This window comes from Pseudoalteromonas sp. Isolate3 (genome assembly GCF_022398505.1).
Classification (GTDB): domain Bacteria; phylum Pseudomonadota; class Gammaproteobacteria; order Enterobacterales; family Alteromonadaceae; genus Pseudoalteromonas; species Pseudoalteromonas apostichopi.
Window position 1 is genome coordinate 1 of sequence record NZ_JAKEVN010000095.1, and the last position, 16789, is coordinate 16789.

Here is a 16789-nt window from a genome sequence, read left to right on the forward strand (position 1 = left end):
CATTAACCATAGATTCCTTTATTTATATCGCACATTTATCGCACCATACTTATCTAAATTTATTTTCTCATTTTTAGGTTTGATTAGGTGTTGATTGGGGGGATATATAGGAAGACAGCTAATGGCACCTTTATTACCTTCCTCACAATAGAATTTCATAAAAGCATCTCAGATAAATAATGTGTAATAGACGGGCAATGAACTGTAGCACCTTATATCTGAGCTTATGCTTTTAAAAATTAGGATAGAACTGCTCCTAACTGATAGGTTTGAACGAGAAGCAGACAGCCACTCTAACACGCCTTTGGACAAAATGTATGGTACGCCTCAGGTTCCGCTCATGAAATTTCGCGACTTTCAAGTTTGATTAAGTTCTATTAATTGGGCTTCCCTGTGTATTGCGCACATTTAAATTTGTAAAACTCTGGAAACCCACACTGCCTTTTACTTTAAAAGGTTTTTCAAACCCTCAAAAATAACTAATCAATTTGGGCTTTCTGAGGGCTAGAAAAGTTTTTCTGAACTTTCTTCTTTCCATACATCAATTTATATAAATGCTGTGAATAAAAATTATAATTTTATATATATCAGTTGTATAAAAATAAATTCGTACTAACCTTAAAAGGTACATACATGATAATGGAATATTTATGAGTGGACTTCATACCACCGTCAAGGTTGTAGGTTCAAAATGTAATTACGATTGTGAATATTGTTTTTACTTAGAGAAAGATACCCTTCTGAAATCTAATAAGTCGATGCAACAGGATACTCTCGAAGCATACGTACGTAATTACATTAATAGTCAAAACACACCCGAGGTTGAATTTGCTTGGCACGGCGGTGAACCCACATTAGTTGGGCTTAATTTTTTTGAAAAAGCTGTCGAATTTCAAAGAAAATATGCAGGCCAAAAAGTTATTAAAAACACCATCCAAACTAATGGCTCCAAATTGAATAACGATTGGTGTCGTTTTTTTAGAGAAAATAACTTTCTTGTAGGAATTAGCTTAGATGGCCCCGAATGGCTACAAGCAAAATACCGTACTAAACAAGGTAAGAGCGCATTCAACGAGATCCTCAGTGCGATTAAGCTTTTACAGAAAATGAATGTGCAATACAACGTATTAGCTTGTGTTACTAAAGAGTATTGCCAACATGGTGAAGAAATTTATACCTTTTTTCGTAAGCATAAGATTAAACATATTCAGTTTTCCCCAGTTGTAGAATCACTACCCTCAAAAGATGAACAATCTCGAGGTCAGCACTTTGCCAGTAATCTCATTTTTTCTACTGCTAAATCCTACCAACAAAATAAATATAACCCACTTTCTTGGGCTGTAGATGCAAAGGAATACGGAAAGTTTCTTGTCGATATATTTAACCTTTGGATCAAAGAAGATGTAGGTAAGGTTTTTATTTTAAACTTTGAGCAGGCGTTAACTCAATATATTGGTAACCCCTCACCTAACTGTATTCACGCAAAAAATTGCGGCTCATCTTATGCCGTAGAGGCTAATGGCGACGTTTATTTTTGTGATCATGTTGCTTATCCCGAGTCAAAAATAGGTAATGTGATGACGAGTTCTTTTCAAGATATTGCTTCAAATAATAAAGATATTTTCAATAAAGAATCTCGTTTATCTGAACGATGTAAAAAATGTAATGTTCGTCAGTTATGTAATGGGGGTTGCCCTAAACATCGTTACCTTGCAGATACTGGCGAGTATGAGAATGTTCTGTGCGACGGGTATTTTCATTTTTTCAACTCAATCCAAAAGTATTTACATGCTATGACTCAATTACTGGCTAACGGTTACCCTGCTAGTTATGTCATGCAAGCATTAAATGGTCCGTTAATTCTGAAACCTTCTAACAATTAAAAGGGATAAAACTAAATGGATATAATTAAAAAATCAGTGGTTTTAACTAGCGCACTCACTCCATATATAGCCAGTGCTGACACACCTGATAGAACTCAGCTTCCAATTCCGGATGTAAGACCTCAAACTTACTCTCAATTAGATGTTAGAGATGTACAGCGACCAGATCCAACATCCCGTGTGAAAGCACCAGATGGAGCCCCCAATGTACTTGTAATATTACTCGATGATGTTGGTTTTAGTCAGTCATCACTGTTTGGTGGTGCTGTTGACATGCCAACGCTAAGTGCGCTGGCTAAACAAGGCTTAATGTATAACCAATTCCATACGACTGGCGTTAGCTCTGCTACGCGCACAGCAATATTAACAGGACGTAATCATCACCAAAATAACATGGGCTCTATTGCCGAGACGGCAACAGCTTTTCCTGGAAATACCGGTGTAAGACCTAATTACATCGCAGCATTACCTAAAATTTTGAAATACAACGGTTATAGCACGGCTATGTTTGGTAAAAACCATGAGATCCCAGCATGGGAAACAGGTCCAGCTGGGGTTCAAACCTTATGGCCAAAAGAAGTCGGGTTTGATAAGTTTTATGGCTTTTTTGGTGGGGAAACGGACCAATATCAACCAGTATTAATTGATGGTATTACTCGCATAAAAACGCCACGTAAGAAAGATTATCACTTTACTGAGGATATGACAGACAAAACCATTGAATGGCTAAATTTAGAACAAAGTTATAATGCCGATAAACCCTTCTTTATTTACTATGCGCCTGGCGCCGTACATGCGCCGCATCATGCTCCCAAAGAATGGATTGATAAGTACAAAGGTAAGTTCTCAATGGGCTGGGATAAATTGAGACAAGAAACATTTGAGCGACAAAAAGCAAATAACATTATTCCGAAAAATACGGTACTGCCGCCCATGCCAGATTTTGTTCCTAGATGGGATTCGCTCACTGCTGACGAAAAGCGTGTATTTGAACGACAAATGGAAGTATATGCTGGCTATTTAGCACATACGGATCATGAAATAGGTCGAGTTGTTGAAACACTTAAGAAAAATGGCGAGTTCGACAACACCCTAATTTTCTACATCGTAGGGGACAATGGAGCAAGTGCAGAGGGGAATAGAAATGGTAGCTTCAACTCGCTAGCTTTCTATAATGGCATTGACGAACCGTCTTCATATGCTCTGGAAAATATCGAAAAACTCGGTGGGCCAGAAAGTTTTCCACATTACGCTTCAGGTTGGGCTGTCGCTGGTGATTCGCCTTTTGTATGGACTAAGGGCATGGCATCAGATTATGGCGGTACACGAAACGCCATGGTAGTAAGTTGGCCTCATGGCATTAAAAAGAATGGTCAAAACATCCGTAGCCAGTGGTCACATGTCGTTGATATCGCTCCGACAGTATTAGAAACAGCTAAACTTCCTTTTCCTAAGAAAGTCGAAGGTATTAAGCAAATCCCTATGGCTGGGGTGAGTTTTGCGCAATCATTTAACAACCCCGATGCAGAAACAGATCACAAAGTTCAATACTTTGAGCTTGCTGGTAATCGAGCTATTTACAAAGATGGCTGGTTAGCAAGGGTTACACATTGGGCATTAACCGAATCATCAGCGAACTTCACTACCTTGCAAAAAGATGAGTGGGAGTTGTTTGACACCACACAGGATTGGTCTCTTTCTAACAATTTAGCTGATAAGTACCCCAAGAAACTCAAAGAAATGAAAAAGCTTTTCGATAAAGAAGCACAAAAGAATCATGTTTACCCAATTGATGACCGCACGCTTGAGCGTATGAATGCAGAAATAGCTGGTCGACCCGATGCGATGTTTGGTAAACAGAGTTTGACTTTATATGAAGGGGCTAAAGGTATTCCTGAAAACTCTTTTTTAAATATCAAAAATAAATCTTTTGATTTAGTTGCAAAAGTCATTACTGATGATGTGAAAAACACCAATGGTGTTGTTATTGCACAAGGCGGTAACTTCGCTGGTTGGACTTTATTTGTTAAAAACGGAGTACCAACATTCGAGTATAATTGGTTGACGTATGAGTATACTAAAGTCTCTGGTTCGGAACTCAAAAAAGGTGAAAATGAGATCAAAGTTGAGTTTCGTTATGATGAAGATGGCAAAGGGGGTAAAGGGAACGCCGCAGGTTTAGGAAAAGGTGGTAATGTATACTTATACGTTAACGGCAAACTTGCAGCTAAAAAGCTGATCCCAAATACAATTGCCAGCTTATTCTCACTTGATGATGGTGTGGGTATTGGTGAAGATGAGGGTGGTGCCGTAAGTCTTGACTATGAAGCCCCTTTTACTTTTAACAAAAAAATAGAACAGGTAACGACTTCTATTGTTCAATAGATAAGATGCAATAGATAAAGGTTAACTCTAAGAGTCCCGCATTTCATTTGCGGGACTTTTGATTAACCTACTTTGATATATTATCTACTCTTCTGCCGCTTAAACTCTTCAAAAATACTGTTTACATTCACTTTTGCGCCTAGCTTTGCAGCGATTAAAAACAGGCCTGCAAGTTTTCTGTGAACAAATAAGGCATCTACAGGGGGCGCGTGCCAGTGCTCAGAGGCTGTACTCATTTTTATGCCGAGTTCTTTGATGCGTTTTGGTAAGTCGCTATTTGCAAAATCATACTCACCTTGATGGCGCAGTGGCTCGCAGGCAAGTAGAAATATCTCGACAACATTATCTATATATTCTTGAGCTAGCCCTGGTTGAAAATAGCCAATATGCTGTGCAGCTGTTGCAACCCCTGCTCTGTCATTATTTATTGCAGCAGATAATAACTGTAAGTAGCTATCACTAATATGCTGAGGTAGCTCACGGGTAGCGCCAAAGTCTAAAAGCACTAAGCGTTGATTGTCGATTTGATATTGATAGTTGGCAAAATTTGGATCTGTTTGAACTAGTTTAAAGCTAAATAATTCACGTAAAAATAGGCTTAGTAACTGTTCAACCGCTTTATTACGTAGCGCTTGCTCTGTGGTTGCCAGTTCATCTAGCTCTTGTCCTTCAACAAAGCTCATGACTAACACTTGAGAGGAACTAAGCGAATCTACCACATTTGGAATAAGGTAATTGTCGTCACCCTTTAAACACTCGCTGTAGCGTTTTAAATAATTAGCTTCTAATTCGTAGTCAGCTTCGTTTATAAGCTGTTGTTTTGCTTCATCGATAAGAGGCTGTATTTCTACCTCTTTGGGTAATAAGCCACTAAGCTTAAGAAGGTAAGCTAAGTTATCAACATCACTGGCGATACCTTTTGCAATACCTGGGTATTGCACTTTAACTGCTAGTTTTTCGCCCGATTCTCGGTAAGCAATATGCACTTGCCCTATCGATGCTGCAGCAAATGGTCTGAGTTCAAAGTGCGATAAGTGCTCTAGCCATGCATCGCCCCAATGCTCACGCATTACTTTAACTAGCTGCTTTTGCGGCATAGCTGTCGCCTCTGCACGCAGCCTTGCTAAGATTTCAGATAGCTCAGGTGTAAGTAATTCGCCACTGTCCATAGACAGTAGCTGCCCCAATTTCATTGCTGCGCCACGCAGGTTTGCAAGTTGCTCTGCAAAGCGTTGAATATTTTTTGGCTGTAACAATAACTCTTGTCGTGATGTTTGCTTACCCATAGCCCATGCTTTTGTGCCTTCAAACAACATATTACCCGCGACTTTACCAGCTAAAGAACCAAGCCGAGCAGCGCGTGAAAACCGTGATGTTGGCACAGACTTTTGTTTATTACTCATATTGCTTCACACTATTAACTTAATGCTTTGAATACGTTGATTGTCGAGGTTTAGATCGACTTTAGCTTAATCGCTTTACTCTCTTTTGTTCTATTTAATTTAGCCAACAAAAAAGCCGCATGGTTTCCCGATGCGGCTTTAAAGCTCAGAATAATTAAAGTTATTTAATAACTTCTAAGCCACCCATATATGGGCGTAATACTTCTGGAACAACAATCGAGCCGTCAGCTTGTTGGTAGTTCTCTAAGATTGCTACAAGTGTACGACCAACCGCTAAACCTGAACCGTTTAGTGTGTGTAGTAACTCTGGCTTTTTCTCGCCTTGACGACGGAAACGCGCTTGCATACGACGCGCTTGGAAATCAACCATGTTTGAACATGATGAGATTTCACGATAGGTGTTTTGTGCAGGTAACCAAACTTCTAAATCGTAAGTTTTTGCTGCGCCAAAGCCCATATCACCCGTACATAAAATTACTTTACGGTAAGGAAGCTCTAATGCTTGTAAGATTTGCTCAGCGTGACCTGTTAGTTCTTCTAGTGCTTGCATTGAATCTTCTGGTTTTACAAGTTGTACTAATTCAACTTTGTCGAATTGGTGTTGACGAATAAGACCACGTGTATCACGACCATAGCTACCAGCTTCACTACGGAAACATGGTGTGTGAGCAGTTAAGCGAATTGGTAAATCGCTTTCGTCGTAGATTTCGTCACGGGCACTGTTTGTAAGCGGTACTTCAGCAGTTGGAATTAAGCTAAAACCAGGTTGTTGCTGACCGTCGTCATCCACTAAACCTAATGTATGGAATAAGTCACCGGCAAACTTAGGTAATTGGCTTGTACCGTATAAGCTTGCGCTATTTACTAGGTAAGGCACATACATTTCTGTGTAGCCATTTTGCTCTGTGTGCGTATCAAGCATAAACTGAGTAAGAGCACGGTGCATACGGGCCACTTGGCCGCGCATAACAGTAAAACGTGCGCCACTGATTTTAACACCCATTTCAAAGTCTAGGCCGTTTACGTCTTGACCAACATCTACGTGATCTTTTACTTCAAAATCATATGACTTAGGCGTGCCCCACGTTAAAATTTCAACGTTTTGCTCTTCGTCTTCACCAACTGGCACAGACTCATCAGGTAAGTTTGGAATAGCTAGCGCGATTTGCTTAAGCTCTTCTAATACAGCGTCTTGCTCTGCTTTAACGCTGTCTAGTTGGTCACCAAGAGTACTTACTGAATCAAGCAACTGTTGTGCTTTCTCGTGCTCGCCTTTCGCTTTTGCTTGGCCGATAGCTTTGGAACTTGCATTACGCTCGCTTTGAAGTTCTTGCGTTTTTACTTGTAATGTTTTGCGTTTTTCTTCAAGTGCAGTTACCGCTGCAATATCAAGTTCGAAACCACGTGTTGCTAAACGTGCAGCCGCTTGTTCGATATCTTGACGTAAATATTTAGAATCTAACATGTTTGATTTTTAACCTTTTTGCATTACCAGCTGAAGGCCCAGCCAAGCCATAAATATACACACCACCACGTTTAAGGTGATATTGAGGGCCATTTTAAAAAAGTGACCTTGTTGCATTAGCAACAACGAATCCATTGAGAATGTTGAAAAGGTGGTCAATGCACCTAAAAAGCCAATACCAATTAAGGTTTTAGCGGGGCTAACAGCGATTATTTCTTTTTCAATCAAGCCGTATAATATGCCCATTAACAATGAACCAAGAATATTAACTGTCAACGTGCCAAAAGGGAATCCCCTACCGAGCAGTTTTAGCATGGTTTCGCTAAGAAAATAGCGCAAACACGCCCCAGAAGCACCACCCATTGCAATCATCATGTAAAGTTTCAAACTATTCATAACGTTTAATATCACTTTGCTCGTTGCGCTGGGTTAAATATTCCAGCTTTTGTTTTATTTTTTGTTCAAGCCCGCGATCTGTTGGGAAGTAATACTGTCGATCATGAATTGCTTCTGGGAAATACTTCTCGCCAGCAGCAAATGCGCCTTCTTCATTGTGTGCATAACGATATTCTGCACCATAGCCTAAATCTTTCATTAAACTTGTTGGCGCATTACGTAAATGCTCTGGCACAGGATAACTCGGTTCATTTTTAGCATCTTGCATTGCTTGATTAAACGCCATATACACCGCGTTACTTTTCGGTGCGCTGGCTAAGTAAATGGTGGCCTGAGCTATAGCGCGCTCACCTTCACTTGGACCAACACGTTGAAAAATATCCCATGCATTTAGTGCTACTTCCATTGCACGTGGGTCGGCATTGCCGATATCCTCTGTAGCAATCGCTAATAAACGCCTAGCTACATAAAGCGGGTCGCCGCCACCTGCTAAAATTCGGCAGTACCAATATAAGGCGCCATCAGGAGAACTACCACGCACCGATTTATGAAACGCTGAAATTAAGTCGTAGAACTCATCGCCGCCTTTGTCGTACTTGGCTAAGTGAGTTGGTAGAACTTGGCTTAAAACATGTTGATCAACAAGGTATTTGCCCTGCTGCTCAGTGGTTAAATCAACAGCTTGTTCTAGTAAGTTAAGCACTTTACGAGCATCGCCATCACTTGCTTGGCAAAGTGCTTGTTTGGCGTTATCGGCAATTTCAATGTGTTTTTGGCTTAGCTCAACGTCTTCGCGTAAAGCGCGCTCAATCACAGTAAATAAATCGGCTTGCTTAAGTGCTTTTAATACATAAACACGGGCACGAGAAAGTATTGCGTTATTAAGTGCAAATGATGGGTTTTCGGTGGTCGCGCCAACAAAAATAAAAGTACCATCTTCAATATGTGGTAAGAATGCATCTTGCTGAGATTTATTAAAGCGATGCACTTCGTCGACAAACAGTAAGGTGCGTTGTCCTCGCCCTGCAAGATTTGCTTTTGCTTCGCTTACCGCTTCACGAATGTCTTTGACACCTGCTGTGACCGCCGACATTTGAATAAGGCTTGCATCGGCATGGTTCGCAATAATTTGCGCTAACGTAGTTTTACCAACGCCTGGCGGCCCCCACAAAATGAGGCTGTGGCATCGACCTGCAAGAATGGCTTGGTAAAGAGGTTTATCGGGGCTTAAAAGGTGCTGCTGACCTATGTAGTCATTGAGTGTTTCGGGTCGCATGCGCGCCGCAAGTGGGCGCACATCAGGACCAAAATTAAATCCGAGATTACTCAAGCCTTAATCACCTTGGCTTTGGTCGTCAACTTCAACGCCCTCAGGAATGGTAAATTCAAAGGTTTGAGTTGCAAGTGCTTCGTTTACTTTAGCATCTTTAAAGGTAAATAAAGACTGCTGACCAGAGGTATCTAATACTGTCAGTGATGCTAGGCCTTGTTCTTTAGCATTAAAGCTAATGTCTAACTTTTCAACTTGGCTCTCAACGCCTTTGTTTGGTGTTACGCTAAAGCCTGCATCGGTTGCCACAACTTGGTATTTAGCCCACTGCTCAGGATCTTTAGAGGTCAACAATACAAACGGTGTTGAATCAATCAAGCTGTGGGTATTCATAATCGTTACTTGCTCAGCAAAGCTATCGAAGTAATAAGTTTTGTCGCCATTCGATACAAACAAGGTATCGTCTGGGCTTTGCTGTTGCCAGCGGATCATCATAGGTTGTTGAAGAGCAATATTCCCTTCACCTTGCATGATAGCTTCGCCTTGCGAATCGGTAACTTGCTGCGAAAACTCTGCTTTAAAACTTTTAATCGCAGCCAGTTGTTGTTGCAATGCTTCGCTGTCGTCTGCAAAACTTTGACCGCTTAATAAACAGCCCACAATTAGGGCTAGGTATTTAATCTTTTTCATTAATTTGCTCCACCATTTGGCACTAAGACCTCGCGGGCACCGTTATGTCCTGGTGCGCTAACAATGCCTGATGTTTCCATTTGTTCAACTAAACGAGCTGCGCGGTTATAACCTACACGAAGCTTACGCTGTACACTCGATACCGACACTTTGCCGGTTTCAATTACAAATGATACTGCTTCATCGTAAAGCGGATCTGACTCTTCATCACCGTCTTCACTGGTTTCTCCTGGTAGTAGAATTTCTTCTGTGGCATCGCCACTCAAAATTTCATCTATATAATTTGGTTTGCCACGTTTTTTCCAATCATCTACGACCGCATGAACTTCGTGGTCGTCAACAAACGCGCCATGCACACGCACTGGTACACTAGTACCTGGCGGTAAGTAAAGCATGTCACCCATACCAAGTAAGTTTTCAGCACCTTGCTGATCTAAAATGGTACGCGAATCAATTTTACTTGAAACTTGGAACGCCATACGTGTTGGAATATTCGCTTTAATCAAACCTGTAATAACGTCAACCGATGGGCGTTGTGTTGCTAACACTAAGTGAATACCTGCAGCACGGGCTTTTTGTGCGATACGTGCAATCAGCTCTTCCACTTTTTTACCCACGATCATCATCATGTCGGCAAATTCGTCAATAACCACCACAATACTTGGTAGTTTATCTAGCTCTTCAGGGCCATCGGCCATACCGTCGGTATCTTTAAACAGTGGATCTAGAATTGGTTGACCCGCTTCTTTGGCATCCAACACTTTTTGGTTGTAACCTTTTAAGTTACGCACCCCAAGTGCCGACATCAGCTTATAACGACGTTCCATTTCGCCTACACACCAACGCAATGCATTGGCTGCTTCTTTCATGTCAGTAACAACTTCACATAATAAATGTGGGATGCCTTCGTACACAGAAAGTTCAAGCATTTTCGGGTCGATCATGATCATACGAACATCATCAGGGCCCGATTTGTATAGTAAGCTTAATATCATTACATTAACGCCCACTGACTTACCTGAACCAGTTGTACCCGCAACAAGTAAATGTGGCATTTTGCCAAGGTCAGCACACACTGGCTCGCCAGCAATGTCTTTACCTAACACCATAGTCAGTGGTGATGGGTTTGATTCAAATTTAGGTGCGTTAATAACTTCACTTAAACGCACGATTTCACGATGTTTGTTAGGTAACTCTAAACCAACATAAGTTTTACCCGGAATAACTTCTACAACACGTACGCTTACTGCAGAGAGTGAACGCGCTAAATCTTTAGCTAAGCCAGTGATTTTAGCTACTTTAATACCCGGCGCTAAATCAAGCTCAAAACGCGTTACAACCGGACCTGGGTATACACCCACAACCGCAGCTTGAATGTTAAAATCAAGTAATTTGGTTTCAACTAAACGAGAAATACCATCTAATTCTTCTTGTGATAATGGGTTTTTCGCTTTATCTGGACGATCTAATAAATCCAGCGATGGTAACGGATTTACAGGCGGTTGCTCTTCGAGCATGGCTTCGAATTTTTCTTTCGCTGTTGGTGGTGGCTGATACGCAGGTTTTGGTTTAGGCATTGGGCGAGCAGGCGAAACAACCGTTGTTACAGGCTTTTCTTGCTCTACTACAGGGCTCTGATCAAGCGCATTAAGTGCCGATACGGTATCGAATGATTCATCATCAAGAGCACTGAATCCAATTTCTTGGTCAAGAATATCATCAAGCTCATCAAAGCCTTTGAAGTCTTCATCTGCTTTTTCAGCAGACTTTTGCTGTTGCTTGGTCGCTTTTGGCTCATCTTCATCAGCATCATTGAAGCTAATAGCTGGCTCGTTTTCTGGTTCTACAAAGTTGGCGTCAGGCTCTGTGGTGGCGACATCTTTAACAGCTTCTTTTTCACGGTGCATCCAAGCAGAAAATTGCTCACGTAAAAAGTAGAATAATTTCATTACCCACTTGCCGACAAAATCGACAAATTGTACCCAAGAAATCCCCGTTAATAGGGTTAATCCAGCAAAGAAAAAGCATAGTAATAGAATCGAGGTGCCGGTAAAATTAAAGGTCGGCATCATTGCTGTTGCAATGACATCCCCTACTACCCCACCAGATGAGAAGTTATAAATATCGTCGAAGTTAATGCTGCTAATGGCAGTCGCTGAAGTAATAAACAGCGCAAAGCCAATGACACGTAAGGCAAGCGTGGTGTAATCAAGCTGAAAAATACGATGTGGCTGTTTAAACAATAAATAACCAAATAATTGAATAGCAACAGGGACTAAATAAGCAAGCCAACCAAAAGTGAGTAATAGGATATCTGCAACCCAGGCCCCCGCAGTGCCGGTAATATTCTTAACATTAACAAATTCACCGGTTTGCGACCATGAAGGGTCGGCAGGATCAAAACTGATTAATGCACATAAAATAAATACTGCAGCAAAGGTGCTGATGATTAGCCCCGTTTCTAACAGTCTTTGAACACCATTTAGGCGCATAGCTCCCTATTCCTTATTATTCTTTACTGATCGATTAGCAGTGAAATACCTTAGCAGGAAATGCCGTTTGATGCACTTTATCTTAGCCTTGATGGACTGATAATGAACAAGTTTTTGTTACTCTATGTGTATTTTAACAGTTTAAGCAATATATGGGCGAATAATGACCCCTTCTTCACCTTTTACTTCTTCCATTACCACATACGTTCGGCTTTCACTGACATTAGGTAGTTTTAGTAGAATATCGCCTAGTACATTTCGATATTCCGACATATCATTTACCCGCGTTTTTAATAAAAAGTCGAAATTACCCGACACCAAGTGACATTCAATAATTTCGTCGTGCTTTTTAACAGCGGCATTAAACTCTTCGAACACATCAGGTGATGTTTTGGTGATGGTCACTTCTACATAAACGGATAAACCCTGCCCAAGCTTAGCAGGATCTACTACCGCTTTATATCCGAGTATATACCCCTCCCTTTCAAGCTTTTTTACACGCTCTAAACAAGGGGTGGCACTTAGCCCTACACGCCTTGCCAGCTCTACGTTAGAGATCCGACCATCGTGCTGTAATTCCATTAATATTTTACGGTCTATTCTGTCGAGTAATTGATGCATAAGCCAAACCAGAGTTTTGCACTGTTTTTAAGTTATTTTTAGATTATATCACTAGAAGCTCATTAAAAAAAGGTGAGACACACTGGCTAGTCATGAATATAATAGTCAAAAATTTTATCCCGTTCTATTAAGGCGAAAAACTATGATTATTGGTGTACCTAAAGAAATCAAAAACCATGAATACCGTGTAGGTATGGTTCCTGCGAGTGTTCGTGAACTAGTAAACCATGGCCACCAAGTGTTTGTTGAGACTGATGCTGGTATGGGCATTGGCTTTACGAATGAAGATTATATTGCGGCTGGTGCTGAAATTTTACCAACAGCAGCAGACGTTTTTGCTAAAGCTGAAATGATCGTTAAAGTAAAAGAGCCACAAGCTGTTGAGCGTGCTATGTTACGCGAAGACCAAATTCTATTTACTTACCTTCACTTAGCACCGGATCTTCCACAAACTGAAGACCTTGTTAAAAGTGGCGCAGTATGTATCGCTTACGAAACAGTAACTGATTCACGTGGCGGTTTACCACTTCTAGCTCCTATGAGTGAAGTTGCAGGTCGTATGTCTATTCAAGCTGGTGCACAAGCGCTTGAAAAAGCAAACCACGGCCGTGGTATGTTACTTGGTGGTGTACCAGGTGTTGAGCCAGCTAAAGTAGTTGTTATCGGCGGCGGCATGGTTGGTCGTAGCGCAGCGCAAATGGCTGTTGGCCTAGGTGCTGATGTTGTTGTTCTTGACCGCAACATCGATGTATTACGTGCATTAGATGCGCAGTTCGGTAATAAAGTTAAAGCTATCTACTCTACAGCTGACGCGTTAGAAAAACACGTACTAGAAGCTGACCTTGTGATCGGTGGCGTATTAATCCCTGGTGCTGCAGCGCCTAAACTAGTTACGGCTGAGCACATCAAAGCAATGAAACCTGGTTCTGCAATCGTTGACGTTGCAATCGACCAAGGTGGTTGTATCGCAACTTCTAAAGCGACAACTCATGCTGATCCTACTTTCATCGTTGATGAAGTTGTTCACTACTGTGTTGCTAACATGCCAGGTGCTGTACCACGTACTTCGACGTTTGCACTTAACAACGCAACATTACCGTTCATCATCAACCTTGCTAACAAAGGCTACAAGAAAGCGCTTCTTGACGATGCAAACTTCTTAAAAGGCTTAAACGTGATCAAAGGCCAAGTTACTTATAAAGAAGTAGCTGAAGCTTTCAACATGGAATATGTTGACCCACGTACAGCTGTTGAAAATGCTTAATTAGCATTGTGAAACAAAAAAAGCAGCGATATCGCTGCTTTTTTTATGCCAGTTTGCAAATAAATCGCTTTATCTGCAAACCGCTATATTATTGATTAACGACGTTTAGTTTGTTTAGCGCGTTGATTGTGCTTTTTAACCGCCTTACGAATTTGGTTAATTTTAGCACGCTTGTCTTTACGCTTTTCAGGAATAACCGACAGCTTAGTTTGCGTTTCGCGGCCTAGTTGTACTGTTTTACGTAAATAGTTTACCGTATCTAAATCAAGCTCAGCCCAACCACCTTGAGGTAAGCGCTTATCAAGCTCTAACTTACCGTAACGAATACGGATAAGACGCGATACTTCAACATCTTGTGATTGCCATAAACGACGTACTTCGCGGTTACGACCTTCAGTTAATGTGACATTGAACCAACGATTGATCCCCTCACCACCCATAGGTTTGATGTTCAAGAATTTTGCAGGGCCATCATCAAGTTCAACACCTTTTGTTAAAGTGCGCAGCGTATCATTAGTTACTTCGCCAAATACACGAGCAGAGTATTCACGCTCTACTTCGTAACTTGGGTGCATTAAACGATTTGCAAGTTCACCGTCATTGGTGAACAGCATTAAACCTGCGGTATTAATATCTAAACGACCTACCGCTATCCAGCGCTCGCCATCAACACGTGGTAAGCGATCAAATACCGTACGGCGGCCTTCCGGATCTTTACGTGTACATAACTCACCTTCTGGTTTGTTATACATAAGCACACGACAAATACGGTCAGCTTTGTCTTCAATTTTTACCACGTGACCGTCAACACGAATCACATCGGTTGTTTCTACACGGTCGCCTAAACGCGCCACTTTACCATTCACGCTCACGCGGTTGGCATCGATGTATTTTTCCATTTCACGACGTGAACCCACGCCTGCACGGGCTAATACTTTTTGTAACTTTTCAGTTTCTAAATTACTCATTCAGATAGTTCTCTCACAGAAGGATCGCTCAATAGCTGGTTGATTTTACTCTCCTGAAGTTCAGGTAATGGTGGTAATTCATCTAAACCAGCTAATGAAAAATAGTCTAAGAAAGCGGATGTTGTTGCATACAAAGCAGGGCGACCTGGCACTTCTTTGTGGCCCACAACCCTTACCCACTCTCTTTCTAATAAGGTTTTAATAATCCCTGAGCCAACGGTTACTCCCCGTACTTGTTCAATTTCACCACGGGTAATAGGTTGCCTGTAGGCAATCAAGGATAAAGTTTCTAATAGTGCTCTTGAGTATTTAGGTGCGCGCTCTTGCCATAAGTTTGCCAGCCAAGGTGCTAAACTCGCACAGGCCTGAAATCTATAACCGCTACCTACTGCAACAAGCTTGATACCTCTGGTTTGATAATGCGTTTGAATCTGTTCAATTGCATTATTAATGCGTGGCATAGATACGCTTAAATCAGCTAATACTGTTTCTTTTAAATGCCGTTTAGACACGGGTTTTCCAGCAACAAAAATCGCAGCTTCTATGATTTCGACTAACTGTTCATCACTGATACGTTTTGTGGCCATCGTTACTAAAGGTCATTTTAAATCACTAACGCTCTATTATGACAGAAGTCAGCCAAGGTTGGAAAAATTATTATAAAAAAGCCAGTGTAAAACACTGGCTTTGGGGGATATTTCAAAAATGAATAATGAAATTAGCTGTTTTTAACCATTTCAAGGGCATCATCTTCGGCAACATCGCTGCCATATTTGCTAATGTAGTTGATAAATTCAGTACGACTTACACGCTTATCTTTGTTGCTATCCATATAGCCAAAATGATTTGCGATGTCGTCGTCATCTGCTTCTTCAATTGATACATAACCATTTTTATCGTTATCTAACGATTTAAAGTCATTTTCGATGCGGTCAAATCTAGCGATTTCTGCTTTAAATGCTGATTCAGACACCTCGCTATCAGTTGCCACTTTACCTGTATTTAACTGCATATAAGTATTAAATTCAGTGCGGCTAATTTGCTCATCCATGTTGGTATCGATATTTGAAAAATGATCCCAAATTGCATCGTCATCAGCTTCTACTTTAGAGATATAACCGTCATTGTCATTATCTAGGCTACCAAAATCACTGTCGATTTTTGCTAAAGAGTTACTTGCAGAACATGCTGATAGGCTTAATGCTGCCAAAATTGTTGATGCTAGAGTTAACTTGTTCATAAGACATTTCCTTGTAGTCGATTAGATTCACTTTGACTATTACAAGTTGAATGCCAAAATGTCTTACTGACTAAAATCAAGCACTTACAAAACAGTTAAGCTAAGGTTAAGCCTATGATTTAGCAAGCTTTTCATAGCTTGCTGTAATTTTTTCATAAAAAAAGCGCTCATAAGAGCGCTTTTCCATATAGCCATAATATCGCTATTAGATAGCTGCGTTTTGGTAACGCTTAACGAAGTCTGTTACAGCTTCGCCATTACATTTTAAGGTGTTTAAGTTACCAATTTTTTCACGCACAGGTGTTAAACCTTTTTTAAGTGCAGTGATGCAAAGTTGAGTTTCTTTTTGCTCATTTTTAGCAAACACTTCAACAGCTGCTTTAGCTGCTTCTTGTGATTGTGCTTTTTTAGCAATGTCACGGATGTCAGTACCGTTACATAAAATGCTTTTTGAAAAACGAGACATTGAAATGCCATGCTTTGCTGCTTCTTTACGTGCAGCGGTAAACCCTTCGTTCGCACTTAAGCTACATAACTTTGATTCAATACGGTTATCAGCTGAAAAGTAGTGCGGGTTGCTTGCTAATGAGCCAAATGAGATACATGCAAGAGAAAGCATCACTAATTGTTTTTTCATGGTTTACCTTTAAATAGTACATAATATGAACGGATGGTTTGCGCGCATTATATAAACAAAAATAAGTAGATCAAC

General features: G+C 40.9%; 14 protein-coding genes. 3 read left to right on the forward strand and 11 right to left on the reverse strand.

Translation table 11 applies throughout. The features are described from left to right. The first annotated feature begins 650 nt into the window (after positions 1–650). The gene (locus L1D46_RS15775; protein ID WP_239977850.1) at positions 651–1883 is read left to right on the forward strand and encodes an anaerobic sulfatase maturase; all 1233 of its coding nucleotides are present in this window, start codon (positions 651–653) and stop codon (positions 1881–1883) included. Between the two features lie 15 nt (positions 1884–1898). Further along, positions 1899–4268 (forward strand): arylsulfatase, encoded by a 2370-nt coding sequence (locus L1D46_RS15780; RefSeq protein WP_239977851.1) that lies wholly within the window; start codon positions 1899–1901, stop codon positions 4266–4268. A gap of 80 nt (positions 4269–4348) precedes the next feature. Here the strand turns inward: L1D46_RS15780 and L1D46_RS15785 are convergent, their stop codons facing one another. From L1D46_RS15785 to lrp, 7 genes are all read right to left on the reverse strand, one after another. Next, a complete protein-coding gene (locus tag L1D46_RS15785; RefSeq protein ID WP_239977852.1) occupies positions 4349–5671 on the reverse strand; it encodes an AarF/ABC1/UbiB kinase family protein in 1323 nt (440 codons plus the stop codon). A gap of 160 nt (positions 5672–5831) precedes the next feature. Next, positions 5832–7136 carry a serine--tRNA ligase gene (gene serS / locus L1D46_RS15790; protein WP_130051716.1) on the reverse strand — a complete coding sequence of 435 codons (1305 nt, stop codon included), beginning with the start codon at positions 7134–7136 and terminating at the stop codon, positions 5832–5834. Positions 7137–7145: 9 nt separating this feature from the next. After that, positions 7146–7532, reverse strand: coding sequence for a fluoride efflux transporter CrcB (crcB, locus tag L1D46_RS15795; protein WP_130051717.1), 387 nt, complete (start codon positions 7530–7532; stop codon positions 7146–7148). Further along, a complete protein-coding gene (locus L1D46_RS15800; RefSeq protein WP_167658593.1) occupies positions 7525–8862 on the reverse strand; it encodes a replication-associated recombination protein A in 1338 nt (445 codons plus the stop codon). Before L1D46_RS15800 ends, crcB begins: the two co-directional genes overlap by 8 nt. A 3-nt stretch (positions 8863–8865) precedes the next feature. Then, positions 8866–9492: an outer membrane lipoprotein chaperone LolA gene (gene lolA / locus L1D46_RS15805; RefSeq protein ID WP_167658594.1), complete on the reverse strand. Its 627-nt coding sequence runs from the start codon at positions 9490–9492 to the stop codon at positions 8866–8868. Further along, positions 9492–11984, reverse strand: coding sequence for a DNA translocase FtsK 4TM domain-containing protein (locus L1D46_RS15810; protein WP_239977853.1), 2493 nt, complete (start codon positions 11982–11984; stop codon positions 9492–9494). Before L1D46_RS15810 ends, lolA begins: the two co-directional genes overlap by 1 nt. 141 nt (positions 11985–12125) lie before the next feature. Next, complete coding sequence (lrp, locus tag L1D46_RS15815) at positions 12126–12605, reverse strand: leucine-responsive transcriptional regulator Lrp (protein ID WP_130051721.1); 480 nt, start codon at positions 12603–12605, stop codon at positions 12126–12128. A gap of 142 nt (positions 12606–12747) precedes the next feature. Here lrp and ald point away from each other — a divergent pair, with 142 nt between their 5' ends. Next, positions 12748–13869, forward strand: a complete 1122-nt coding sequence (gene ald, locus L1D46_RS15820; protein WP_130051722.1) for an alanine dehydrogenase — start codon at positions 12748–12750, stop codon at positions 13867–13869. 95 nt (positions 13870–13964) lie between these two features. On the opposite strand, the gene rluB is transcribed toward ald, so the two are convergent. The 4 genes from rluB to L1D46_RS15840 form a co-directional block, all read right to left on the reverse strand. Continuing rightward, complete coding sequence (gene rluB, locus L1D46_RS15825) at positions 13965–14837, reverse strand: 23S rRNA pseudouridine(2605) synthase RluB (protein ID WP_130051723.1); 873 nt, start codon at positions 14835–14837, stop codon at positions 13965–13967. Continuing rightward, positions 14834–15424, reverse strand: coding sequence for an SMC-Scp complex subunit ScpB (gene scpB / locus L1D46_RS15830; RefSeq protein ID WP_130051724.1), 591 nt, complete (start codon positions 15422–15424; stop codon positions 14834–14836). The genes rluB and scpB overlap by 4 nt, the downstream gene beginning before the upstream one ends. A gap of 131 nt (positions 15425–15555) precedes the next feature. Next, positions 15556–16077 carry an EF-hand domain-containing protein gene (locus L1D46_RS15835; RefSeq protein WP_130051725.1) on the reverse strand — a complete coding sequence of 174 codons (522 nt, stop codon included), beginning with the start codon at positions 16075–16077 and terminating at the stop codon, positions 15556–15558. Positions 16078–16282: 205 nt separating this feature from the next. Beyond that, positions 16283–16714 (reverse strand): exonuclease III, encoded by a 432-nt coding sequence (locus tag L1D46_RS15840; RefSeq protein ID WP_167658596.1) that lies wholly within the window; start codon positions 16712–16714, stop codon positions 16283–16285. Between the last annotated feature and the right edge of the window lie 75 nt (positions 16715–16789).